Below are 26,036 nucleotides of genomic sequence, written 5' to 3' on the forward strand. Positions count from 1 at the left end.
CCCCAAGCATTTCTACAGGCTTTATGCTATAATGGTTAAGCGTTTTATGCTTTATCACAACTAAAAAAACGATTATTAACAAAATATAGAAAGGAAGTACACCATGTCTTTTGACGGCTTTTTTCTTCATCATATGACCACTGAGCTACGTGAGCAGGTGCTTTACGGGCGTATCCAGAAAGTTAATCAGCCTTTTGAACGTGAGTTGGTCCTGACCATTCGTAACAATCGTCAGAATTACAAGCTTCTGCTTTCGGCTCACCCTGTCTTTGGGCGTATTCAGACGACCAAGGCTGACTTGCCAAATCCACAGAATCCAAATACCTATACCATGATTATGCGGAAATACCTTCAGGGAGCGGTTATCGAGGATATCCAGCAGGTAGAAAATGACCGTGTTCTTGAGATTTCCGTGTCAAACAAAAACGAAATCGGTGACAGCGTCAAGGTTACTCTTATCATGGAAATTATGGGGAAACACTCCAATATTATCCTGATTGACAAAAACGAGAGCAAAATCATCGAGTCTATCAAGCATGTTGGTTTCTCACAAAATAGTTACCGTACTATTCTGCCTGGTTCTACCTATATCGCTCCACCTAAGACAGACGCCAAGAATCCATTTGACATTGCAGACGAAAAGCTCTTTGAAATCCTACAAACCGAGGATTTGTCAGCTAGAAACCTTCAAAAACTTTTCCAAGGTTTGGGGCGCGACACGGCCAATGAATTATCAGCTTTACTTGAGACTGATAAGCTCAAGAATTTCCGTGCCTTCTTCAATCGTGAAGTAGAGCCAAACTTAACGGCTAAGGCATTTTCAGCTGTAAAATTTGCTGATAGCCAGGACCAACCTGAGTTCGAAACCTTGTCAGCGCTATTGGACTACTACTATTTGGACAAGGCGGCGCGTGACCGTGTGGCTCAACAGGCTAGTGATTTGATCCACCGTGTGCAAAATGAGCTGGAAAAAAACAAGAAGAAACTTGTTAAACAGGAAAAAGAGCTTGCGGCGACTGAAAATGCTGAGGAGTTCCGTCAAAGAGGAGAACTGTTGACCACCTACCTCAGCATGGTGCCAAATGACAAGGATAGTGTCGAGCTAGACAACTACTACACTGGTGAAAAGATTACAATTCCCCTAAATGTGGCTCTGACTCCTAACCAAAATGCACAACGTTACTTCAAGAAATACCAGAAACTCAAGGAAGCTGTTAAGCACTTGACTGGATTGATTGAGGAAACCAAACAGACCATTGATTATTTAGAAAGTGTTGAATTCAGTCTTTCTCAAGCCAATATGGATGAAATCGAAGATATTCGTGAGGAGCTTGTTCAGGCTGGGTTTATGAAGCGTCGTTCAACCGATAAACGTCACAAACGTAAGAAACCTGAACAATATCTGGCTTCTGATGGCAAGACAATTATCATGGTTGGTCGTAATAACCTGCAAAATGAGGAGTTGACCTTCAAGATGGCTAAAAAAGGGGAGCTCTGGTTCCACGCCAAGGATATCCCGGGTAGTCACGTAGTTATCAAGGACAATCTTAACCCAACTGACGAGGTCAAGACCGATGCGGCTGAATTGGCTGCCTACTATTCTAAGGCTCGTCTGTCAAACTTGGTTCAAGTGGATATGATTGATGTGAAGAAACTCAACAAACCAACGGCAGGTAAGCCTGGATTTGTAACTTATACGGGACAAAAGACCTTACGTGTCACACCGACTGAAGAAAAAATTGATAGTATGCGGATGAAGTAGTCTGCTTTACAAAATCAAACTCTCTTGTTATAGAAACGAGAGAGTTTTTCTATGTCTTCATTAGAGCAATTTCTTTTGTTGATGAATGAGATTTTCTTCTGGTTTTCATTACATTTTTCCGACGACTGTGCTAAACTATAAGGGTAATTACCTATATTAAAGGAGACTTTCAGGATGAAGGCTCTTATGTCATATACGAGTTCTGTTTTAGAATGGTTAGGGCGCTATGTGGGGCTCTTAGTCTTTGGACTATTATTTGTAACTGCTTTGTTCATTCGCACGACCATGATGACGGGATACTTTGAGTGGGCAGAGATTAGTAGCGTTCCTTGGTACGTTTATGTTTCAGGTGGGGCCATTCTGCTTTTGACCCTTCTCTGGCCTAAAATCTTAAAGGAACTGACAACAAAGCAGATTTTCGTCTTTTTTTCCGTTTGCTTTGTGAGTTTTGGCCTACTTTTGATTTTTCTGACCAGTTTTGCTGGTCGAGACGATGCAGGTACTGTCTTTAAAGGAGCAGTCCAGTTCAATGCTGGCAACTTCTCCTTAATAAAACCAGGAGCCTACTTCTACCGCTATCCGCATCAGTTGGGTTTGCTTAGTTTTGAACGCTTGGTTCTCTATCTAATTCCTTTACCAGTTATCTCTGTTTTCTATGTATTGAATCTTGGCATGGTCATTGGTATGAACTATGCTACATGGAAAATCACGGATGAACTATTTTCGAGGCCTTTAGTTAGTCGTTTGGCTGTCATCATGAGCTTTGGTTTCTTGCCTCTAGTCTTTAACATTATGTTTGCCTATGGACTTATGTATGGGTTGTTCTTTTCTAGTTTTGCTATTCTCTTCTTTCTACGTTACTTAAGACGTGGTAAGGCTAGGAATGCGATTCTTTCGGTGGTCATGCTATCTTTGGCCTACTGGGTAAGGAGCAACAACATCATTCTCATTATTGCTCTATCTGGTATTCTAATACTCTTAACGCTTAGAGAAAAACGGTATCGCTATTTGCTTTTAGTCTTAGCTTTCTTTGCCTTTCCTATGAGTTTGCATAAGGCGACGACCAGTTACTACGAGATTACCACCCACCAAAAAATTCCTGGAACACCTCAGATTGCTTGGTTGGCTATGGGCTTACAGGACAAACCCGATTCTAAACGAATGCCAGGATGGTATACCGGCTATGTCCGTGACATATACGCCAAGAAAAAGGGAAATATCGAAAAGATTGAGAAAAGTGCCAATCACCTTTTTGATAAGCGTGTTCAATATCTCTTAGCACATCCCGATGAAGCCAGTTGGTTTTTCAGCACCAAGTTTATCAGTTCTTGGACAGAGGGAAGCTTCCAGTCCATCTGGAATGGCCCAAGTAAAGACAAGTTTCAGCCTTTGTGGAATAGGTTTGCGACCTCTATCTATCACGATGGGACCCTACATCTCTTTTTCGTGACCTATATGCAAGGCTATCTCCTAGTCCTATATCTTGGTGGTGTGTTCTACTACGCTTTCACTTATAAACGAATGGGAGATGGAGCAACACTAGGCCTCTATGCCTTCCTCTATCTCCTTGGTGGCATCCTCTTTCACCTCATATCAGAGACTAAGAGCCAGTACACCCTACCCTATATTTACATACAAATTCCAATGATTGCGGCGGGCTACAACCATATGACACAAATACTTAGCCGCTATCTTAAAAATAGGCGAAAGTCATCCTAAGATGGCTTTTTGTCATTGTTTCACAATTACAATCTTGCTATAATAAGTCTATGAAAAATTCGTCAGTTGATCTTTTACGAGGCCCTATTTTGCGGTCTCTTTTAATCTTTGCTTTACCTATTTTAATATCTAACATTTTCCAGCAACTCTACAATACAGCCGATGTCATGATTGTGGGACGCTTTCTAGGGCCAGATGCTTTGGCTGCTGTTGGAGCTTCTTCTGCTATTTTTGATTTGGTTATCGGCTTTGCCTTAGGTGTTGGAAATGGTATGGGGGTTGTTATCGCACGTTATTATGGTGCGCAAGACTATAGGAAACTTCGTCAGTCTGTGGCGGCCACAGTTGTCATCGGTCTGGGCCTAAGTGCCTTGGTTATGATTCTAGGACATTTCGGACTCTATCCTTTACTAAGATTTTTAGGAACACCTGCTTCTATCATTGGGCAGTCCTACCAGTATATTTCTATGATTGTCTCCTGTGTTGGGGTTACTTTGGGTTATAATCTGTGTGCAGGTCTCCTCAGAGCGGTTGGTGATAGTCTGACAGCCCTTTATTTTCTGATATTTTCAGCTCTGGTCAATATCGTTTTAGACCTTTTCTTTATTACTCAACTCCATCTTGGTGTTCAATCAGCAGGTTTAGCAACTATTATTTCTCAAGGGATTTCCGCAATTCTCTGTCTTTACTATATTAAGAAAAAAGTGACCTTCCTTCTACCAAGCAAGTCAGATTTTGTTCTTGGTTCAAGTCTTTATTTGGACCTTTTTGGACAAGGAATGGCCATGGGACTCATGAACTCCATTGTTTCTATTGGGACTGTGACCTTACAGTATGCCATTAACGGCTTTGGTCCTCTCATCATTAGTGCTCAAGTGGCGGCAAGACGGATTATGTCCTTTGCTGTTCTCCCTTTGACTTCACTTGCTGCCGGGGTGACTACTTTCACCTCTCAGAACTTCGGTGCCAAACAGTTTAAGCGCATAGTAGCTGGGTTAAAGCAATCTTGTCTTGTTTCTATAACTTGGTCTGTCATTGCTTGTGCCCTCCTCTATGTAGCAAGCCCCTTCTTGGCTGGTCTTATCTCCGGTTCAGATAATGCTGTGATTATTGATAATGCTAGTCGCTACCTTCGTATCAGTTCTCTCTTTTATCCTATTTTAGGAATGCTCTTCATCTTTAGAAATAGCCTACAAGGTCTAGGTAAGAAACTGACACCTTTAACCTCTAGTTTCATTGAACTTTTCGGAAAAATTCTCTTTGTTCTTTTGGTCATTCCTTCTATGGGCTACCTTGGCGTTATCCTATGCGAGCCCTTGATTTGGATTCCAATGACCATTCAGCTCTATTTTGCCTTAAGAAAACATATTAAACGCTTGTTTGTCAGTTAAACTTTTTTGAACATAGAAAAACGACCATAACGGTCGTTTTTAGTTTAATTTAATCCCCATTCATCAGAAATCTGTTTCATAATAGCTTCTTGGGAGACAATCCCAAAGCCCAGCATGTAAGTTGAGTAATCAGCATAGATGACCTTGTTATTTTGAACAGCCTTAAGGCTAGTCCATACAGGTGTATTCTTAAGTTTATTATCTAGGAGTTCTTGAGAATCCGCTTGAACAATTAGGAGGTCCGGATTAATGTCTTTTAGTTTATCTGGATCGATAACTTGGAACATATCATCTGGATTGAAGGTTTCAGCACGATTGAAATGATAAGTATCATAAAGATAACCAAAATGCCCGTAAGCGTAATAACGGATGTCATTGTCTGTCACGCGCAGATACATGAGTTTTTGATTGCCAAACTTAGCTTTGACATTCTCTGCGAAAACAGCCTCCCTAGCATCCACTCTATCCAGATCCTTCTTCATCTCATCACGTTTATCGAAGATTTCTGCTACCTTTAATGAGGTTTCGTGATAGTCCCAGTTTTCATCAGTGTTGATCTGGTAGCCAACAGTTGGTGCAATTTCAGACAGCTCCTCGTAGAGGTCTTCCTGCTCGCCGGTCATAAGGATTAAATCAGGTTTTAACTCAGCAATCTTATCCAAATCTGGATTTCCCTGCCAACCAACTGAAACCACTTTTGCATCCTTGTATTCTTTCTTAAAGAGGGTTGAAAATTCTTGACTATCAGCTTGACCAGTTGTTGCACCTACAGGAGTGATATCTAAAGGATTCAAGATTTCACCATAGAGGTTGTCGAGGATAACGATACGTTTAGGAACTTTTTTCAACTCTGTCGTACCAAAATCATGAACAATCGTTTTCTCCTTAAAAGTTTGACTTGTATTATTTGACTCTGCATTATGTCCAGACGTCATGTCTGGCAAGTAATATAGTAAAAGACCAGATATGATGGCCAGAATGGCTAATAAATAAAGAAGATTTATTTTTTTCATGGCAACTCCTCGATAAGATCGGATAAAATCGTTACTTTAAAGTTATCTTAAAACTTCTTTAATGTCAATCTATGACTAAGATTTTTTGGAAGGAATTGAATGTTTTTGATTTCTAAGATCTATTAAAGGAAATCAACTATAACCTTTGAGTAAAAAAACAGCAATTTCTTTTTCAGAGGACATCTTGTACGCCATTAAATGTCAGATTATATCATCCTCTTTGAATTTTAAATATTTAAGTAAGAGATCTATTTTTTGATGCCTTCTTCTTTGTAGGTTACGCCTTATTTTATCAATTGTTTTTGGGGTTCTGTAAATGGCAAATGATGCTCTGCAGACTGAAATGGATTTTACTAGATTAGCGCTACGAATTTAAACGTCCCTAACTAGTATTTTTTCGGTGAGATATGTATTAAAATACACTGAAAACTCATTTAAAAATAACTTGAAAAAGCCTTAAATAATATTGACAACCTTTTCACTCGGCCTAAGCATGGCAATCAAACCAAACCGTAACTAACTCTTCGTTTACGTTAAAAACTTAATTATTGCACCCCGTGATTTACACTCCAAAAGCTCAATTTTGGGGTGTTTTTGGCTGTATATTTGAGACGTATATTATAAAAATATTACTATTCATGCTTATCCATATGGCCAGTTCTATCTATCTTCACTATGATATAATAGTTAGTAACATTGGAGGGAAATTATGTTAAATCAGCTTTCATTTAAGGGACAATGGCGACAGTACCAACGGCGTGTTCTCGATAAAGCCGAAAGCTTTATGGATGATGGAAAGATTCACTTGGTGGCTGCTCCTGGTTCTGGTAAAACAACCTTAGGAATTGAATTTATACAGCGTTTTGGTAATCCAACTTTAATTTTAGTTCCGACAGTTACCATCCGTCAACAATGGGTAGATCGGATTAAACAAGCTTTTTTAAGTGATGACAATCTAGTAGAACAACTCATTTCACAGGATTTAAAAAGGCCTAAAATGATTACGGTTGCGACCTATCAGGCACTGCACAGTGCTATGAACCAAGTCGTGGGCGATAGTCTTATTGAGGACACAGATGATGAGTCACAACAAGAGCATTTCGATTTTCAAGGTTTCGATATTCGAAAAACTTTTGGGGACCAAGATTTAGGGACTCTTTGTCTGGATGAATGCCATCATTTAAGAAATGAATGGTGGAAGAGTTTAGAGAGTTTTCATAAAGCTTTTCCAAATATAAAGATGATCTCTTTGACAGCAACACCCCCATACGAGGGAGAACCTGCACTTTGGGAACGTTATATTAGCATGTGTGGTGAGATTGATGAAGAAATTACAGTGCCTGAACTGGTTAAGGAAGGGACGCTCTGTCCTCACCAGGACTATGTCTACTTCGCCTTTCCAACAAAGGAAGAACGTGCACAATTGGACCAGTTTGATAAGCAGAAACTTAACTTTCTAACTAAATTGTCTAGAGATATAAACTTTTCGAACACTATTCAGTCTAGTCCAGCACTAAGTAGCCAAATTGGCTATGATGACCTATTGGCTAATCCTAAATACCTTTCCGCTACCCTGATTTTCTTACGGTCTAAAGAATTGCCTTTTCCTCAACGTTTTCAAGAACTTCTCTCTGCAAAAACCTTGCCAACTTTTACTCTTGAGTGGTTTGAAACCTTGCTTAATGGCGTGATTTTTCAGGTCCCAAATTGGTATGGATTTACCGAGGAAGCCTTTAATCAGCTAAAAAGTGATTTGAAAGCAAATGGTCTTATCGAGAGAAATCAAGTTAAACTTATCCGGAATAAGAAGCAAGATGTCCTGCTTAATCAATCATTGGGAAAACTCAATGCTGTTAGAGATATTTTTAAGGCAGAATACCAGTCTCTAGGAAATAATCTCCGTCAACTTGTTTTGACAGACTTTATACGTAAGGATTTTCAAATTTATCTAGGCGATAACAGTGCACAATTTACCCAACTAGGTGTGTTATCTTACTTTGAATCTATTCGTAGAGAAATGATTGAACAGTCTTGGACAGTACCTGTGGCTGTATTGACAGGAAGTTTAGTGATTATTCCAACTTCAGCTAAAGAACATCTAGAGCGACTCATTCCTAATTCTCGTTTATCCTATGATGTTATTGGACAATTGAGCCAAGAAGACTATCTTAAGGTGAGAGTTTCTGGTTCTCACCATGATCTAGTGACTGCCCTTACTCAGCTTTTCCAAGAAGGGCTTATTCAGGTGATTATTGGGACCAAGTCTTTATTGGGCGAAGGTTGGGATGCCCCTTGTGTTAACTCCCTTATTTTAGCTAGTTTTGTTGGAAGCTTCATGCTAAGTAATCAGATGCGAGGCCGTGCCATCCGTGTCTGGCCAGACAATCCTAATAAAACGAGTAATATCTGGCATTTGGTCTCTATTAATTTATCACCTAGGAGATGGTTTGATTTTCAAGATGAGGAAGAAAAATATGATGAGACATTAGAGCTGCAGTTGTATGCACTTAGTCCTGACTTAGATTTGTTAGATCGGCGTATGACACAGTTTCTGGGCCTCGATTATCAAGAGCCTACTATCGAATCTGGTATTGATCGCCTTGACCTCAATCAAATAACTTTTAGCCGAAAGGGTCTAGAAAAACTTAATCAAAATGCCATTACACTATCTCAAAAACGTCAGGAGCTTAAAGACCGTTGGCAACAAGCCCTCCCGCTATACGAAGAAATGGAAGTGGTCAACCAAGTTGAGGTCGACAAACAATTTCTACCGTTGGTATACCTTAATGATTGGATGAAGGCCTTTCTTATTTCCCAAGCCCTTGCTGCCACTTTTTTTATTATTGATTTGGGAAGATATCTGATTGTTGGGAAGCCTTTTGATCAAAGCTTACCTATATTCTTACTTGTGCTACTTGTACTAGCTATCTTTTGGGGAAGATATTTTATCTATAAGAGCCCCTATAAACGTTTGGAAATTTTTGGCAAAGCTATCCATCAAGCCCTGCTGGATTCAGGTCAGATTGAGACTAAAGAATCTGCTCCTAGAGTGGTAAAAGACAGTAAACAAGCGATTTATAACGCCATCTATCTCAAGGGTACTAGCATGAGGGAAAAAGAAATCTTTGCTCAGACTATGACTGAATTTTTCGCTCCTATCGAAAATCAACGCTATATTTTAAAGGCTTGTCACAAAGTGAAGGACCAAACCGAATTTTTTGCCGTTCCAAGTATATTTGAAAAGCGAAAGGCAGATGCAGAGTCTTTCCTCCGACATATACAAAAAAGCCTAGGAAAATATGATCTTATTTATACGCGAAGTGCTCAAGGACGTCCTATTCTCCTAGAAGCCCGCATCAAGGCACTTGGAAATAAGCAAGAACGAACAGTTACACATAAAAAAGTCATGTCAACTTTAGAATGATAAATAGCCCTAACCACTTTAACCGTTTTTATCATGATATAATAAACCAAAGCGAATATATTGGAGAATTCTATGACACTCACACATATTTTTTTCGACCTAGATGGTACCCTCGTTGATAGTTCCGAGGGCATCCACAATGGTTTTGTTCAAACTTTTGAAAGACTAGGCCTTCCTGTTCCTAGTGATCAGAAAATTCGTACCTTTATGGGACCACCTCTCGAGGTAACCTTTAAAGAAGAGGTTAGTGAAGAAGGTGCTGCCAAAGCTGTCAAGATCTATCGTGACTATTATGAAACCAAAGGACAATTGGAAGCTCACCTCTATGATGGCATTAAGGAAGTTCTTGAACAACTTAGTAAAGACACTAACAAGAAAATCTTTATCACAACTTCAAAAAATGAACCCATTGCCCTAGAAATGTGCCAACACCTTGGGATTACTGAATATTTTGAAGGTATTTATGGATCTACCCCTGCTGCTTTTCATAAGGCTGATGTCTTGCAGCGTGCCATTACTGAAAATCAAGCCCCTAAAGACCAGTCCGTCATTGTTGGTGATACCAAGTTTGATTTGATTGGTGGAAAAACAGTTGGCATCAAAACAATAGCGGTGACCTGGGGATTCGGGGCTAACGAAACCCTATTAGCAGAAAATCCAGATTTTGTAACTGAGACTCCCCAAGAACTTTGGGATATTTTGAAATAATAATTGATACATGAAAAGAGCATGACTAGACAATCATGCTTTTTTTCTATTGAATCTAGATTACATCTGAACAATGATATCCAGACAAAGCTCCAAAGCCTTATCAAAAGCCTCTGATCCCCAAGCTCTTTGATCGTAATTGCCAATATCTGCAAGGGAATCTGCCGTAAAGAGTAGTAATCCCCAAATAGCTCCTCGAAGTTGAGCAACTGCTGCAAGTGCAGAACATTCCATCTCTACAACACTACAGCCCTCTTCAATGCGATAGGAAACCTTATCTGGCGTTTCACTATAAAAACCATCTGTCGACCAGGTCATGACCTCTTCATAGGGGATTTTCTTTTGTTTTAAAGTTTTCTCAATAGCTTCCAGAGCTTGTTTATTCATGTCTATATAGCGGAATGGAGCTACATAGTGGTAACTCGCTCCTTCATCCCTCAACGCTCTAGTAGGAATCAAAAAAACATTTTCCTTCATGTTTACCAAAACGCCACAAGTTCCAGTTGAAATGATTTGCTTTACACCATAACCAATTAGCCATTCCATAAATTGTGCAGCTGCAGCTGAGCCAACTGGAGCTTGAGCCAAGCAAATATCCTTCCCGTTGTAAGTCATGACATAAACAGGATAGGTTTTGGTGGCAGAAACAAATTCGCCAACTTTTTCCGCTCCAACAGAGTCCGCATAGCGTTCGATTTCTTCTTCTAAAAAGGCGTAAATACACCTAGCCGGCAAGTCCAAATCTAAGTCCTCATGTGTCGGCATAATCACAGTCTGAGGACTATCATCAAACTCTAAAATTGGAATTTCATGTTTGTGTATCATCTGTTGCCTCCTAAGTTTTAAGAATTATTATATCAAAAAATAACCACTGTAATATGATTTCATAGGAACTACTTCCCAAGAATCACAAAGAAAAACCAATTAAACAATGTACATAACTGAAAAGAAAGGACATAAATCTGCTTTAGTCAGAAATATGTCCTTTTTGTGTTTTATTTTAAGAAATATCATTCCAGTCGGCGTTTATTTCCACAAACCACCTAAAATCTGTTTTTCCAACAAATTTAAGTCTTCTTCTCTTATGTCACTATTGTCGCTAACGATATAGAGTTGGGCAAAGTAGGCCAATAAGGGACCTATACAAATACGAACCATTTGAGGAACTGTGATTTCAGGATTCACTCGTGAATCTGCTATCAATTCCTTATGGAGTACTAATAATTTATCCTGAAGAGTATTCCAAATATAAAGTTGTTCTTTTCTCAGTTTCTTATTTGAAAAAATTTCCTGAAGAATAATTTTCATCAAAGCACGATTCGTTTTGAGATAGGCCATACGATTTTGGACCAGATAATGCACCTTTTCTTCAGTCGTTTCTAAGGCTAAAAGTTCTTCAAAAAAACGACCGAAAAGTCCTGGAACAACAGGGTGCAAAATAGCCGTTAATAAATCTTCTTTAGTCTTGAAATATTTGAAGAGCGTTGCTTGGCTAAGTCCCGCATGTTTGGCAATTTGTAAGGTGGAGGTCCCATTGTAACTCTTAGTAGAAATCAAATCGACCGCCGCCTGCATGATTTTTTTCTTTCCCTTGGGATAGTCTGCACCCTTTAGATAAGCTTCAAACGACTCAAAAACACTCTCACTCATTTTCATCCTCGTATATTTATATTTTATACTTTACGGTAACGACGCAAGCCGACAATATTGAGAACTGTCAAAGCGACAAGGTAGACTAGTAGAACACCAATATTTGGTAAAATATCTCCAAGTCCACGTCCGTAAAGAATAATCTGACTCATCGCATCACCTGAGTAGGTCAAAGGCAAGAATTTCCCTAGCGTTTTTGCCCAGTCTCCCATTGAATCAAGTGGAATGATTCCTGAGAAAAAGAGTTGCGGCATAATCACAAGAGGAATAAATTGCATCATCTGGAATTCTGATTTTGCCAAGGTAGACAAGAGAATTCCGAAGGCTAGTGCCACCAGAGCCAGTACCACATTAACTATTATAACATTTAACAGGCTTCCGACAACTTCAATGTTCAACAACCAGATGGCTGCTAGAACGACTACTCCTGTCTGCAGTATGGCAATAAGGCCGTAAGACAACATATAGCCGTAAACGATTTCCGAACGTTTGACTGGGGTTGCCAACAAACGATCTAGGGTTCCGCTAGTACGTTCTTTCAAGAGTGCCATCCCTGAAATCAAAAAAACAAAGAAGAAAACGACGAACCCAAGCAAAACAGGAATCATTTTAGCAAAGAAGCCGGTGTCCTCGTTACCATATTCATAAGATTCCTTAATTTCAGGAGAATTTACCTTTAGTTGTAATTGTGGAAGGGATTGCTTCACACGGGCTAATAATTGATTGGTGTCTTCACTGGCAATACTGGTGCGTAATACTTGTCGGGTCACCGAAGTTTTAGAGGCATCTGTATTAGCATAGGCTACATGATATTCCCCATCCTTATAAGAGATAACTGCATCTACTTTTTCATCGTTTAAAGCCTCTTTGGCTTTATCCAAGTCTTTGTAGGATTTGACACTGACATGTTCTAAGTCGTCCATCTTACTTACCAAACTACTTGGCACATCTTGTGTCGCTAGCTTAACAGTCACCGTTGTACTAGCCGAAAACATGAGGTTCATCAGCCACATAATAAAGACTGGTGCCACAAACATTAGGGCCAGTGTCCGTTTGTCACGTAGCAATTCTTTGATGACTTTTTTTGCAATGGCAATTGTTCTCATTTCATTCTCCTTCTGCTTTCAAAAAGACTTCTTCAATACTTGAAACACCATAAGATTCTTTTAGCTTGGATGGTGTATCAAAGGCAATGATTTTTCCACCTAATAGTAGTCCGACCTTATCTGTCAGCTCTGCTTCATCCATGACATGGGTTGTAACCAAGATTCCTACACCATTGTCTCTGAGCGCCATCAACTCTTTCCAAATTTTCTTTCGAAGAGAAGGGTCAATCCCAACTGTCGGTTCGTCCAATATCAAGAGTTGAGGATTTCCTAAAAGTGCTATGGCTAGTGACAAACGTCTTTTCATCCCTCCTGAATAACCAGATACAGCCTTGTTTAAGTGATCTGTCAAATCTACCACTTGAGCTACATGGGCAATTTCAGATGACAAGTCTTTCTTAGAAAGTCCTTTGAGCTTACCGAAAAATTGCAAATTTTCCTGACCTGATAAGGCATCATATAAGGCATCTGACTGAGCCATGTAGCCAATATCTCCTAGAATATGACGATTGGGCATGGTATTTTCTAAGACTAAAGCAATACCGCTATCTGGCTTTTCCATTCCTAACATGGTTTTAATCATGGTTGATTTACCAGCACCTGAGGGACCGATTAGACCAATGATTTCCCCAGACTGTAATTCAAAACCAACGTGGTTTAACACCAGTTGTTTACCAAAAGATTTTTGTAAATCTTGTAAATGTAGCAATGTTTTCATATGCATCCTCCTTAGTGAGTGTTTACTCACTTTTGATTACAAACGACATTATAGTGAGTGAACACTCACTTGTCAAGCGATATATTGAATTTTTTTTTAAATAAAAACACTGGATGATAGCATCCAATGTTTATGACAAAAACTTCTGATGTTAAGAATCTATTCACGATACTCTGAAATAATCTCTCCTATCCACTTTTTAAAAGGATCATGAGTAGGAGGATTCTTAAAAATAACAAATAAATAGAATTTATAACTTTTCTTCATCTCCTCATCTTTAATCTTCATCTTCTATTACTTGATTCTCGTCTTCATAAAAAACGACTTTCCCATCTTTTACTTTAAAAGAATAACTGATTGAATCTTGATTCTCATCCTTGGTATTGGAATAAAAGAAATTATATTTACCATTCGGGAGATCACTAGCATCTAACTTTTTAGCCGCATCTTTCATATCTTGTTCTTTGACTGATGCATTATCATCAATAAAAATAGTCATATAAACCAACTCTTGATCAATCAAGGTTTGGTATGGAATTTGATAATAACCAGCAAAGTCCTTCTTACCTTCCTTAAGATTTTCGGAGGCAATAGTATCCAATATTTTTTCCTTTTCATCATGACTGAAATAAGATAGAAAACTAAAAAACCTAATAGGAAGACCGAGATTTTGTTTCTTCAATTGTTTATCAATTTTATTCTCAACTTTTTTGACAGATTTCTGTTCCAAAAATACTTCCTTATAGTGTAAAAATTGAATACTGTCATGAGAATCAGATGACCTATTTTCAGGAATAGCCCTATTATTCTCTTCCAATTTTATTGTTTGCCCATCGTAGGTGTTCTCAGAATAGGTATAAGATACGTAGTAAGTTGGACTTTCTAGTGGAGTCCAATGTAAGTCAGTGATGGTAACTTTGCCATGAAGACCCACTTTGTTACAATCTTCGATGATGATTCGCTTAATTTTTATGTAATCATTAGGCATCATCACCTTGCAACCGCTCAAAACCAAAACTGATAGCAGCAAGGGAATCAAGAATAGAATGCGATAGATTTTCTTTTTCATAGCTCTACCTCCTATAGTGTATAACTAGGGATAGAATAATAATTAAGACTTATCATTCCTCAACCTAGTTATTTTTTCGACCTTTCATCTTTAATCTTCATCTTCTAGTACTAGATTCTCATCTTCATAAAAAACGACTTTCCCGTCTTTAACTTTAAAATTGTAATCGACTGAATTATTTGGTCCATCTTCAAAATTAGATTGATAAAAACTATATTCACCATTTGGAAGGTCCCTGGCATCCAACTTTTTAGCAGCTTCTTTCATATCTTGTGATTTAACTGATGCATCATCATCGATATAAATGACCATCTCAATCAACTCTTGATCAATCAAGGTTTGGTATGGAATTTGATAGTAACCTGCAAAATCCTTCTTACCTTCTTTGAGATTGTCTGAGGCTAAGGTATCCAGATTTTTCTCCTTTTCATCATGACTGAAGTTAGATAGAAAACTAAATGAACTAATAGGAAGACCGAGTTTTTGTTTCTTCAATTGTTTTTCAATTTTCTTTTCAACCTTTTGGACAGATTTCTGCTTCAAAAACGATTCCTTATATTCTGGAACATTGCCATAAGAGTCACTTGACCTGTCTTCATAAATAGCCGTATTCTGCTCTAAAACTACTTTCTGGTCATCGTAAGTTTTCTCAGAATAGGTATAAGTCACGTGGTAAGTTGGTATTTCTAAGGCTGTCCAATACAATTTAGTAATAGTAACCTTACCATGCAGACCTACTTTATTACAGTTCTCGACAATAACCCCTCTGACCTTGTTATAATCACTAGACTTCATCTTTCTGAACCCCATCAAAAACAAGGCTGTAAATATTATGAGAAACAAAAGTAAACAATGATTGATTTTCTTTTTCATAGCACTACCCCCTATAAACTAGAGTAAACAAAAGAAAAACAAGCGACTGTTAAAATCCATTTTCTGAATATATGTATAACATTACTCAATTAATGTAAACGATTACATTATCTTATCTTTATTTTAACATTCTTTACATGAAATGTCAGATAAAATTGGATTCGTTCTTTTACTTCTCTTCTTTGCCAACCCAATCATTGTATTAAAAAAATCTAGTAGACAGCTTCTACTAGAATCTTTTGTATTCTTATCAACTCATTTCCCCCACAAGAAAGCAATCAAAGGCTTATCAACCAAAGCTGTTTCATGGAGTTTACTGTGTTGGCCGTTAGGACCTGTGATTTCCTTTTCTTGGTAGGATTTGACATGACCTTTAAGCAGATAGGCTAGGGATTGACTGGATAGATTGGTCACGCGCTCATCACTCTCTTTACCTGTATTGCCATAGATGTTGAGGACTTCAACTTGTCCTTGAGGATAGTTGTCTCCAAGAGACAAGAGCTCCTCATATGACTCGGTCATGCTAGTTGGTTTTCCTTCGCCATCTAGAGAGTTATTTTCCGGTTCATTCATGCCGATGATCCCGTTAAAGTGACCAGCGATATCCACTTGTTTGACCAGCTTAGGTAGAGTCTTATCACTGCCGTGTTGGAGCATATAGTAGACGATGGCCATATTGCCGTATGAGTGACCAACCATATTCATCTCAGTAATTCCGTAGTTATCTTGGAGAGCTTTGACGACAGCGTGGGCATAGTCTCCCTGGTCCTGAGTGCTAGCACCTCGATTCTTGTCAAAATTGACTAGGACAATTGGATTGATGGCATCTTTGGGAATAGAGCCGTCCAGAGTAACTTGCCCATCCTTATCCACCTTGGCATCAATGATAGTTTTAGTCACACCAGCGTCTATTGCTGCATTGGCCATATGTCTTTCCGCACGACTGCTTGAGCCCCAACCATGGAAAAAAATGGTCGGACGGCTTGATTGAATAAATGTTTTTCTTGCTTCTGCTTTTACGGCCTGCGTTTGGTTTTGGGAAATAAAATAACAACCACCTACACAAACAAGACCAAGCGTTGCTAAAAGACTGAAAATAAGAGCTTTTTTCTTCATAATTACCTTTCCGATTTGCTTTATAAAAGAGCAAGATGTTCCTAAACTCTTTTACTAGCAATACTAATTTTGAGCTAGTTCATCTTACATATTTTCTTTGATGAAACGATTCATCTCTTTAAATGGAATCACATCCAACTTATCGTAAAGTTCTGCAAATGGGAAGTTTGAACCAAGGAAGAGAACTGTGTCTGCTTCAAAGACCACTTCGTTGGCTGGTTTCCAACCAACACGGTATGCAGAACCTGTCAACCCTTCGTAGTTCCATTCGAAAACTTCAAAGTTTTTACCAGTTGTGATGATTGGCGCTTTAATCATGCGTGACAATTCAGTGATGATATCACCAGCACCAACTCCACCGAAACCAGCATAGATCACTGGGCGTTCCGCATTGTTCAAGATTTCAACAGCTTTGTTGATTTCCACTTTGTTCAAAGCAGGAGCGACGAAGCGACGTTCGTAAGAACCTGATCCGTAGTATGAGTTTTCGTCGATTTCTTGGAAACCGAAATTTACTGGAATTTCAACGACAGCTGGATCTTTTTTAGAAACAGCAGCACGGCAAGCTTCGTTAATCACTTTTGGCAATTGTTCTGTGTAATCGACACGTTTGTTGTAAACAGCGATACCGTTGTACATTGGGTTTCGGTTGAGCTCTTGGAAATCATCAATGTTAAGCTCGTCTTGAAAATAAATTTATTCTGACTATTCTCATGAAAACGATTAAAGTACTAATTTATCACAAAGAGAGTCACATGTATAAGAATCTGCTCAGAGATGCTCAATCCCTATTACATAACAGATGCTGAATTTGAGAAATTCTCACAAACTATCTTATAATAGGATATTTTATTATAATTTGCAAGCACCTCTAAGGCTTGTAGCTGTAGGAAATCGAACAAAAAGAGGCTGGGACAAAAGTCCTAGCCTCTTAATTGTTTTTGGATTGTCGAGCAAGACGCAGTGGTTGAGTAGGCTCTACTACGCTAATTTCATTAGCTTTTACAGCCCTACTCAACTGTGCGGAGGTGAGACGACAAAATCGAATTCTAACGAATTACCGATTTCTGTCCCACTCTCTTTTTGTTTCATTTAATCAATTTTCGCAACATTGAGAAGCAGAGAGCTAGTCAAAACAGACAAAGAACTAAGGGCCATGGCAAGACCTGCTAGTTCTGGATTGAGGGTCAATCCCAGTCCTACAAACACTCCTGCAGCAATTGGAAGCCCAAGGATATTGTAGATAGAGGCCCAGAAGAGATTGAGTAAGATCCTACGGAAGGTCTTTTGACTCATGTCAAAGGCGCGCACAACGCCAAGCAAATCATTTTGCGTGAGCACGATTCCACCGGACTCGATCGCAATATCCGTTCCAGATCCCATAGCGATCCCCACATCTGCGATCGAGAGAGCTGGAGCATCATTGATCCCATCTCCAACAAACGCGACCTTGCTAGCTTCTTGCAGTTTTTGGATGGCGCTAGCTTTTTCTTGAGGAAGGACATCAGCAATGACGGTGTCAATTCCCACTTGCTTAGCAATAGCTTGGGCCACCCGTTCATTATCCCCCGTTAACATGACCGTTTTCAAGCCCCGTTCTTTGAGCTTTTTGATCGCTTCTTTTGAGCTGGCCTTCGGAGCATCTTGAATGGCAATCAAGCCAATCACTTGCCCATCCACAGCCAAATTGATCACTGTTTTGGCCTGCTCTTGCAACTCTACCATCCGTTTTTCAAGCTCCGGATCCATCGCTGTCCCGTCATGAAGTTTACCATTTCCCAAGGTCACCAACTGCTGGTCGATCTGACCTTGGACCCCTTTTCCTTCAATCGCTTGGAAGTTTTCCACAGGGGATAACACCAAACCTTTTTCTTCTGCTTGGGATAACACCGCTTGGGCTAGTGGATGTTCTGAAAAAGTTTCAAGACTAGCAGCCAGTGTCAAGACACGCGCTTCATCTCCTACAACATCGGTTACAAGTGGTTGACCAATAGTAATAGTCCCTGTCTTATCAAACACAACGGTTTGAATCTTTTGCACTTCTTGAAGAACTGTTCCATTTTTAATCAGAACCCCCATCTTGGCACTACGGCCGGTTCCGACCATCAGGGCTGTTGGGGTTGCTAAACCAAGGGCACAAGGACAGGCAATAATGAGGACAGAGACTGCATAGAGCATGGCCTCTTGAAGCGACGCGCCCAGAAGCACGGACCAAACCCAGAAAGTCGCAATGGCCAAAATCGTCACCACTGGAACAAAGATACCTGAAATCTTATCCGTCAAATCTTGAATGGGAGCACGACTGGATTGGGCCATTTTGACAAAGTCCACAATTTGAGATAAGAGGGTCTCACTACCGACTTTTTCAGCCTTAAAGAGAATGGTCCCATTGCTGTTGATAGTGGAGCCGATAACTGCATCACCAACTGATTTTTCTACAGGCAAGCTTTCACCTGTCACCATCGACTCATCAATGGTCGTACTTCCTTCTACAATCGTCCCATCAACCGCAATCTTTTCCCCAGGACGGACCCGAATCAAGTCATCAATTTGGATATCTTCTGCCGCCACCTCGACATAGTTCCCATCACGGAGAACTTGAGCCGTTTTTGCCTGCAAATCCAACAACTTTTCCACAGCCTCGGAGGCATTGTTACGCATCCGTTCTTCAAAGATTTGCCCTAAGAGGATAAAGAAGATGATAAAACCCGCAGCCTCAAAGTATACTGGCTGACCAGTAAAAAGGGCAAATACACTATAGACATAGGCTACCAGGGTTCCAAGAGCTACCAAGGTATCCATATTGGAATGGTGCTTCTTAAATGAGGCCCAGGCACTCTTGATAAAAGGTACTCCTGCTACCAACATGATCGGCGTTGTCGCTAGAAAAGTTCCCCAGCGACTGACTGGATGGGATACAAATCCTGCCCACATCCCGATCATCAAGATCAATAAAGGAAGGGTAAAGATACTAGTAATCCAAAAGCGACCCCGTAAACTTAAGACACGACGGCGTTTTTCCACAACCGTGTAGGAACCCTTTTGCATCTTCATTCCACATGAAAACTCAAAGTCCCCTGTTTCTGTCGGGGTAAAGGATATCACCTTATCCACACCGACTTCCAAAGGCTCTAAAATTCCCTGATCTTCAAACAAAATTTCCTTGTAACAGCCGGAAGGATTGACCCGATGGAAGGTGATTTCAGCAGGGATCCCTTTTTGAAGTTGAAATTCTTTGGGACTATAGCCCTTTTCTGCTGTAATACGGATCTTTTGCACTCCGTTTTCCACAACTGCTTTTTGTTTTTCTACCATACCTACTCCTTTATTCCACAATCATTTGACCATGCATCATGTTCATTCCACATGAATACCCATATTCGCCCGCTTTTTCTGGCGTAATTTCAATGACATGTTTTTCACCTAAAGGCAAATCTTCATGAACGCCAAAATCTGGAAAGATCACTTGAGCCAGACATGAAGATGGATCCTTGCGATTAAAGATGATCCGGGCTGGAACATTCTTTTTCAGGACAATGGTTTCAGGCGAATAGCCCCCCATGACTTCGACTTCAATTTCTTGATAACCTGATTTCTGACGAGCGTGGCCGCTTACCTTTTCATGCTCTGCAAAGAACCACCAAGCAATAAAAGCAACCACAAGTAAACAAACAATACTAATCACCAATCCAAACATGGAATTACCTTCTTTCTATTACATACAATTGCAAGGGACTGTTTCGACAGCCTCTGCTTTCTTTTCTTCCAGGACCTGCTGCAGCTGATTAAGATCTGCAAGCGTAAAGTCACTCGCCTGAATCAAGTTTTCAAGCACCTGTACAATTCTTTTTGAGCAAACCTTGTCTTTCACCTCCTCAACCACCAAGTCTAAACTCTGGTCCTGCGTCAACAATGCCGAGTAAACAAAGGCTTTGCCTGTTTTTTCTCTAGTCAAGCACCCCTTTTCCACCAAGCGGAGCAAGAGGGTCTTGATGGTCGACTTCGACCAGTCAAAGGGCTCGGACAAGACGGCGATCAAATCCGTGCTGGTCTGCTTGCCTTCCATCCAGATAATCTTCATGATGCGCCATTCCGCATTGGAAATTTGCATGACCTCTCCTTTTTAAATCTACATTTGTAAACCTTACAATGTTATTCTACTCCTAAGGTTTACATTTGTCAACCAAAAGTTTTAAAAAAAAACAAATCTTTCTTTGAAGATTTGTCTGGTTGGGCTTTTTCCACTCCCTATTTTTATCTCCCTAAATTGTCAAATTAAGTTAGATTTTTCATGTAACTCAGAAAAACTTGGTATGGTGTTTGATAATTCAAAGACTTCCTAGGAAGTCTATTTCTTTTATCAGCTGGAGGTGATAAATAATTTTGAGAAATATTCGTAAAATCCATTTGTTTAGGTAGTCCATTTCGTCTTAATAAGCCATTAGAATGTTCATTGAGACCTCGTTGCTCAGGACATCCTGTATCCGCAAAGAAAATATCAATGTCATGTGCATTCGAAATAGATTTCCAATTAGAAAATTCTTTTCCGCAATCAAAAGTGATCGACTTAATTCGTTACTCTATCACAATCATAGCCTTAATAGACTTGCGTTCATCCATATCTTTATAGGCTTGATTAATATCTTCCAATTTATAACTTGTCGTAAAGACTCGGCCTGGATTGATGTCGCCATCAAGAACAGCTTTTAACAAAACTTGTTTATCATAGGTTGTGACAGAGGCTGGTCCGCCACCAATCGTTGTATTTTGTCCAAAGGTTGATCCAATGGCACGATTTTCATAGTGTGGAACACCAACAAATCCCATGCGACCACCATTATGAAGCACGCCAAGAGCTTGATCTACCGCTGCTTCTGTACCGACACATTCGAGAGCTGCATCTGCTCCTCCCCCGAGGATTTCACGAACTTTGGCAATTCCTTTTTCGCCACGTTCAGCAACAACTGCTGTCGCTCCTGACTCCAAAGCCATTTTTTGACGATCTTCATGACGACTCATAAGGACAATTTGTGAAGCACCACGCATCTTAGCTGCGATGACAGCACATTGACCAACAGCCCCATCTCCGATAACGACCACCTTATCACCTTTTTGCACATTAGCCACACGCGCTGCATGGTAACCCGTCGGCATGACATCAGCCAGTGTCAAAAATGACTTGAGCATGCCTTCACTATAATCAGAAACTTGCCCAGGAATTTTGACAAGGGCCCAGTTGGCAAAGTGGAAACGGATATACTCAGCCTGCACGCCCCCAGACCAGTTATTACCTGGGTGGTTGTCACAAGAGCCATCAAAACCAGCACGACAGGCATCACACTGTCCACAACCATGTGTGAAAGGGGCAATGACAAAGTCACCTGGTTTTACTGTAGTAACTTCCTCGCCAACTTCTTCGACAATTCCGATAGCCTCATGACCGCTATTTCTATGTCCTTCTTCCATTTCCGGATTACGGTAACTCCAAAGGTCCGATCCACAAACGCAAGTACGTACTATCTTGATAATGGCATCATCTGCCTCTTGAATGCTTGGACGTTTGATTTCCTCAATGCCGACCTGCCCAGCTTTGGTATAAACTGCTGATTTCATTTAATAACCTCTATTCTTTCGTTACTGATAGTATATACTTTTTAACAAGAAATCACTCACATCAAACACTCCCTATTACGGATCATATTTAGTTACTTAATCATATTTTTTTCCATACTTCTTTTCAAGCATTTTCTTAACTAGATATGGCATCTTGACATTCTCTCGACCTTTTTTAGCAATCAATTTTTTGACGAAATCAGGCATCTGAATATCTTCTTCCTCTTCTAAAATCTGTCCTGTGTTTGAAGGAGCTTCCAACTCATCAAAAGTCTCTAGTTGAGGATGATAGTAACGATAGTCACCGTCTATATGAGACTGAATGGTTGAAAGAAGGGCTTTAATCAAACGAGAATCGCTATTTGGCATAGGAGGACGGTGATAGGTCACACCAAGCTCATGACAAAGCTCCTTACACTCCACATCATTATCAAAAAGAACCTCAATATGCTCACTAATAAAAGCTATCGGGACAAAAATGTAGTGGTCAGGGTGTTCCTTCTCATCATGAAGGTATTCTAAGACATCAGGTTTAATCCAAGGAATACCAATATCACTTTCACTCTGCCATGTATTGGTATACTGGTCTTCTTCAAGTCCTAAAATTTCCACAATCAAGCGAGTATTATCATAAATCTGATCGATATAAGGATCGCCAAAATCAAGGGCCAAAACTGGGACACTATGAGCTGAAAAAATCACCTTATAGCTGTCATCTCTAATTTGATCTAAAATATTTCGAATCTCATCAGCCCAGTAGTGAAGAAGTGAAGGTTCTTGGTACCAATCCTTGATAATTTGGAACCTAATCTGCTCACTTTCTAAAAATTTCTCATATCCCATGACAGAATAGTAAGAATAATGAGGCTCTAAAATCAAGCACAAACATTCTTCAATTCCATCATTCTCCATCTCTTTGATTACATCAGTGATAAAAGGGCGGGAAAATTTATTAGCAAAGTATACTGATGCGTGTTCTCCAAGAGCAGAAGCAACCAGATCCACTTCTTCTCTAGTTATCCTTTGGAGTGGAGTTCCGCCAATTCGTACGTAATTGTCATATAAAGTCTGAATTTCATGTGGTTCAGGACGAACACCACGTCGGATATTCGTGAAAAATTCCGCTACTCCTTCATAGGTAATCTCTTCTGGTGACCCAAAGGTCATCATCAACACAGCTCTCTTACTCATAAATACTCCTTGTTTCACGTTTATTCTATTTTAGCATGAAAAGGCTTACTTTAGGGAACTTAGTATCAAAATAACTCTTAAAGGTAGACTTTAAGAGTTTAAAAACAAACCTTAATGATGGTTTTGCTGCTCACTTTCTGCTTCCAGCTCTTCGATATTTCGCTTGTGGGCGCGGTGAGTTGCTAGGTCTTCATCCACTTCGATGGTGACATTTTGAAAGCCACAGTCTTTAACCAAGGTGCGGATAGACTCTTTACAGACCTCCATATGCTTGACATGCTCCAGACAAACATGGACAATAGCATTCTTCTCTAAGCCGTCCATGGTCCAGAGATTGAGCTGATTGATACTAGCGACATTGTCCAATTCAGCCAAATCCGTCTTTATCTTCTGGATGTTCACCCCTTCTGGTACAGCATCCAGGAAAATCTTGAGCGTGCTCCAAAAACGTGGAATGGCTTTTGATAGAATAAAGAAGGAAATGGCAAGGGATAGGAGCGGATCCAGGATATACCAGTCAGTAAATCGGAGAACAATGGCCATCAAGATGACGGCCAACCAACCCAAGGTGTCTTCCAAAAAGTGCAGGCTGAGAATGGATTCATTCTTGGTTTGCCCCTTGCGAATGACCAGACTCGCCAGCACATTGACACTGATAGCAATAATTCCCAACCAAAGAAGCCCTTCGTCATTGATGGGCTGTGGGTGGAAAAGCTTGCTTACATTTTCTAAAATCACCATACCAGACCCTGTCATCAGAATCACAGCGGTCACCATGGCACCTAAAAGGCTAAAACGCTTGTAGCCCAAGGTGTAATGGCTGTCTTCTTTCCGATTGGAAATGCTCTCTAGAAAAGCTGAGATGCCAATGGCGATTGCATCTCCAAAGTCATGGACCGAATCAGCGAGAACTGCACTAGAACCAAAAATTCCACCCGCAATAAATTCAACAATGGCAAAGCTTAGATTTAATAAAAAAGCCAACCAAACCGCATATTTTGTCTTCATTATATTTCTTCCTTTGTTATAATAGATTCATGAACATCATGTTCATTATCTATTATCCAATACTATCAACAGAAAGGATAGGGGCAAACCGTTCGCTGTGTACGTTACTGAACAGTTTGTTCATAGTGTCCATATGACTGCACAAGATCGTCGCATTACCAAGACTAGAAAAGCCATCTATCAAGCTTTCTTGCGCTTACTTAACCAAAAAGATTATGAGACCATCACCGTTCAGGAGATTATTGACTTGGCTGATGTAGGACGTTCGACCTTTTACAGCCATTATGAGAGCAAAGAGTTACTACTGGATGAGCTCTGCCAAAAACTCTTTCACCATTTGTTTGAGCGTGCTCAACACCTCTCTCCACAAGACTACCTAGCACATATCTTTCAACATTTTAAGAAAAATCAAGACCATGTAACCAGTCTCTTACTCTCCAAAAATGATTATTTTATCCGGCAACTGCGAAAAGAGCTAGAACATGATGTCTATCCAATGGTTGCCGAGGAGCTGATTCAATCGCACCCAACCATCCCTCACTCCTATCTCAAGCATCTGGTCGTCAGCCATTTCATTGAAACCCTCAGCTGGTGGTTGAAAAAAGGCAAGTCCTATAGCGAGCAGGAAGCTGTCCAGTTTTATTTGGAGATACTGAAAGTTGGTTCAAACTAGAAAGAAGTTTTTTTAATGACCCTCACTCAATTTTATTTTCTCTTTCCAGCCTTATTCATGCTTCACGAACTTGAGGAAATCATATGGATGCCCTCCTTTGTCAAAAAACTATCAGCACAGTTTCCAGATATTCGATTCCTTTCTTATTACACTCCTTTTACTTTCAATGCCATTGTCTTGGAGCAGTTTCTGATCCTGCTTCTATCACTTTTTCTTAGCTATCAGTTTAGCAACTATACTATTTACGCAACCATTGTAATTGCTTATATCTACCATATTTTCGGACATCTGATTCAGACAATTGTCCTTCGAAAATATGTTCCTGGTTTGTTAACGGGCAGTTTAACGAGCTTGTTCTCCATCGCATTTCTCAAAATTGAAATTTCAGTCAAACTCTATGGTTTCTCTTTTTTGACTTTACTGGTTATCGTTTTAAATCTTCTAGTATCATTTATGATTCTTCATAAAATCAGTCATAAAAAATAGCACTCAGACAATCATATCTTAGAAAGGAAACATCTATGTCACTTTATCTAATCTTTAGCATCATCACAGTCTTCTTAGCGCTTGCTTTTGTCCTGCTTCATTTGTTGGCCTCCCTTTCTGAAGTTAAAAAAGGAAATCACACTCTAGGAAATCAATTTCTCCTCATCGGAAGTAGCCTTGCGACTTTGTCTCTCTTCCTCTACTTCTTTTTCTCGATTGTCGCACTATCTCTTTGGATGATTGGTTGTGGGGTAATTTGCTACGGAGCCTATTGGAATGGCAAGCACAAAGAAAACTTCAATCCAGCCCACCATGTCATTCGGATTGGCATCGCTCTGATTCTTACCATTTTGTTAGCCCTCATATAAGAAAAGAGGCTGGGACAAAAGTCCTAGCCTCTTATTTGTTTTTGTATTGTCGAGCAAGACGCAGTGGTTGAGTGGGCTCTACTACGCTGATTACATCAGCTTTTACAGCCCTACTCAACTGTGCGGAGGTGGGACGACGAAATCGAAT

General features: G+C 39.9%; 22 protein-coding genes and 2 pseudogenes. 8 read left to right on the forward strand and 16 right to left on the reverse strand.

Annotated features, from left to right (window positions below; all coding sequences use genetic code 11):
* The first annotated feature begins 103 nt into the window (after positions 1–103).
* From AX663_RS09290 to AX663_RS09300, 3 genes are all read left to right on the forward strand, one after another.
* Positions 104–1,762: an Rqc2 family fibronectin-binding protein gene (locus AX663_RS09290; RefSeq protein WP_060973306.1), complete on the forward strand. Its 1,659-nt coding sequence runs from the start codon at positions 104–106 to the stop codon at positions 1,760–1,762.
* Positions 1,763–1,948: 186 nt separating this feature from the next.
* Entirely contained in the window at positions 1,949–3,481 is a 1,533-nt protein-coding gene (locus tag AX663_RS09295) for a glycosyltransferase family 39 protein (protein ID WP_231724230.1), read from the forward strand.
* A gap of 50 nt (positions 3,482–3,531) precedes the next feature.
* Positions 3,532–4,872 (forward strand): MATE family efflux transporter, encoded by a 1,341-nt coding sequence (locus tag AX663_RS09300; protein WP_014634518.1) that lies wholly within the window; start codon positions 3,532–3,534, stop codon positions 4,870–4,872.
* A gap of 44 nt (positions 4,873–4,916) precedes the next feature.
* Here AX663_RS09300 and AX663_RS09305 read toward each other — a convergent pair whose 3' ends face one another.
* The gene (locus tag AX663_RS09305; RefSeq protein WP_060973308.1) at positions 4,917–5,885 is read right to left on the reverse strand and encodes an ABC transporter substrate-binding protein; all 969 of its coding nucleotides are present in this window, start codon (positions 5,883–5,885) and stop codon (positions 4,917–4,919) included.
* 709 nt (positions 5,886–6,594) lie between these two features.
* On the opposite strand from AX663_RS09305, the gene AX663_RS09310 reads away from it, so the two are divergent.
* Complete coding sequence (locus AX663_RS09310; RefSeq protein WP_060973309.1) at positions 6,595–9,309, forward strand: DEAD/DEAH box helicase family protein; 2,715 nt, start codon at positions 6,595–6,597, stop codon at positions 9,307–9,309.
* A 72-nt stretch (positions 9,310–9,381) separates the two neighbouring features.
* The gene (locus AX663_RS09315; RefSeq protein ID WP_037599901.1) at positions 9,382–10,017 is read left to right on the forward strand and encodes an HAD hydrolase-like protein; all 636 of its coding nucleotides are present in this window, start codon (positions 9,382–9,384) and stop codon (positions 10,015–10,017) included.
* A gap of 60 nt (positions 10,018–10,077) precedes the next feature.
* Here the strand turns inward: AX663_RS09315 and AX663_RS09320 are convergent, their stop codons facing one another.
* The 15 genes and pseudogenes from AX663_RS09320 to AX663_RS09385 form a co-directional block, all read right to left on the reverse strand.
* Positions 10,078–10,842: a nucleoside phosphorylase gene (locus AX663_RS09320; RefSeq protein ID WP_060973310.1), complete on the reverse strand. Its 765-nt coding sequence runs from the start codon at positions 10,840–10,842 to the stop codon at positions 10,078–10,080.
* Positions 10,843–11,043: 201 nt separating this feature from the next.
* On the reverse strand, positions 11,044–11,667 hold the full coding sequence (locus tag AX663_RS09325; protein WP_037599905.1) for a TetR/AcrR family transcriptional regulator: 624 nt from the start codon (positions 11,665–11,667) through the stop codon (positions 11,044–11,046).
* A gap of 23 nt (positions 11,668–11,690) precedes the next feature.
* Positions 11,691–12,773 carry an ABC transporter permease gene (locus tag AX663_RS09330; RefSeq protein ID WP_060973311.1) on the reverse strand — a complete coding sequence of 361 codons (1,083 nt, stop codon included), beginning with the start codon at positions 12,771–12,773 and terminating at the stop codon, positions 11,691–11,693.
* 1 nt (position 12,774) lies between these two features.
* Positions 12,775–13,491 (reverse strand): ABC transporter ATP-binding protein, encoded by a 717-nt coding sequence (locus tag AX663_RS09335; RefSeq protein ID WP_060973312.1) that lies wholly within the window; start codon positions 13,489–13,491, stop codon positions 12,775–12,777.
* 277 nt (positions 13,492–13,768) lie between these two features.
* Entirely contained in the window at positions 13,769–14,560 is a 792-nt protein-coding gene (locus tag AX663_RS10975; protein ID WP_231724231.1) for a hypothetical protein, read from the reverse strand.
* A 90-nt stretch (positions 14,561–14,650) separates the two neighbouring features.
* The gene (locus AX663_RS10980; RefSeq protein ID WP_142236526.1) at positions 14,651–15,433 is read right to left on the reverse strand and encodes a hypothetical protein; all 783 of its coding nucleotides are present in this window, start codon (positions 15,431–15,433) and stop codon (positions 14,651–14,653) included.
* A 255-nt stretch (positions 15,434–15,688) separates the two neighbouring features.
* The gene (locus AX663_RS09350; RefSeq protein WP_060973313.1) at positions 15,689–16,549 is read right to left on the reverse strand and encodes an alpha/beta hydrolase; all 861 of its coding nucleotides are present in this window, start codon (positions 16,547–16,549) and stop codon (positions 15,689–15,691) included.
* Positions 16,550–16,645: 96 nt separating this feature from the next.
* Positions 16,646–17,233, reverse strand: a pseudogene (locus tag AX663_RS09355) (pyruvate oxidase); the annotation flags it as partial.
* Between the two features lie 408 nt (positions 17,234–17,641).
* Positions 17,642–19,864: a heavy metal translocating P-type ATPase gene (locus tag AX663_RS09360; RefSeq protein ID WP_060973315.1), complete on the reverse strand. Its 2,223-nt coding sequence runs from the start codon at positions 19,862–19,864 to the stop codon at positions 17,642–17,644.
* A 10-nt stretch (positions 19,865–19,874) separates the two neighbouring features.
* Entirely contained in the window at positions 19,875–20,246 is a 372-nt protein-coding gene (locus AX663_RS09365; RefSeq protein WP_060973316.1) for a cupredoxin domain-containing protein, read from the reverse strand.
* Between the two features lie 18 nt (positions 20,247–20,264).
* Positions 20,265–20,660: a CopY/TcrY family copper transport repressor gene (locus AX663_RS09370; RefSeq protein WP_060973317.1), complete on the reverse strand. Its 396-nt coding sequence runs from the start codon at positions 20,658–20,660 to the stop codon at positions 20,265–20,267.
* Between the two features lie 164 nt (positions 20,661–20,824).
* Positions 20,825–21,118 (reverse strand): annotated as a pseudogene (locus tag AX663_RS10495) (IS30 family transposase); the annotation flags it as partial.
* 6 nt (positions 21,119–21,124) lie between these two features.
* Positions 21,125–22,162: a zinc-binding dehydrogenase gene (locus tag AX663_RS09375; RefSeq protein ID WP_060973318.1), complete on the reverse strand. Its 1,038-nt coding sequence runs from the start codon at positions 22,160–22,162 to the stop codon at positions 21,125–21,127.
* A 96-nt stretch (positions 22,163–22,258) separates the two neighbouring features.
* Positions 22,259–23,353 carry a ferrochelatase gene (hemH, locus tag AX663_RS09380; RefSeq protein ID WP_060973319.1) on the reverse strand — a complete coding sequence of 365 codons (1,095 nt, stop codon included), beginning with the start codon at positions 23,351–23,353 and terminating at the stop codon, positions 22,259–22,261.
* A gap of 111 nt (positions 23,354–23,464) precedes the next feature.
* Positions 23,465–24,361 (reverse strand): cation diffusion facilitator family transporter, encoded by an 897-nt coding sequence (locus AX663_RS09385; RefSeq protein ID WP_060973320.1) that lies wholly within the window; start codon positions 24,359–24,361, stop codon positions 23,465–23,467.
* A 133-nt stretch (positions 24,362–24,494) separates the two neighbouring features.
* Between AX663_RS09385 and AX663_RS09390 the strand changes: the two genes are divergently transcribed.
* Genes AX663_RS09390 through AX663_RS09400 form a run of 3 tightly spaced genes read left to right on the forward strand, consistent with a single transcriptional unit; the run spans position 24,495 to position 25,888 of the window.
* Complete coding sequence (locus AX663_RS09390) at positions 24,495–25,034, forward strand: TetR/AcrR family transcriptional regulator (RefSeq protein WP_224111184.1); 540 nt, start codon at positions 24,495–24,497, stop codon at positions 25,032–25,034.
* 15 nt (positions 25,035–25,049) lie between these two features.
* Positions 25,050–25,520, forward strand: coding sequence for an HXXEE domain-containing protein (locus tag AX663_RS09395; RefSeq protein WP_037599926.1), 471 nt, complete (start codon positions 25,050–25,052; stop codon positions 25,518–25,520).
* A gap of 35 nt (positions 25,521–25,555) precedes the next feature.
* Positions 25,556–25,888, forward strand: coding sequence for a hypothetical protein (locus AX663_RS09400; protein ID WP_060973321.1), 333 nt, complete (start codon positions 25,556–25,558; stop codon positions 25,886–25,888).
* The last annotated feature ends 148 nt before the right edge of the window (positions 25,889–26,036 follow it).

Origin of the sequence: Streptococcus sp. CCH8-H5 (assembly GCF_001556505.1) — a bacterium.
GTDB lineage: Bacteria > Bacillota > Bacilli > Lactobacillales > Streptococcaceae > Streptococcus.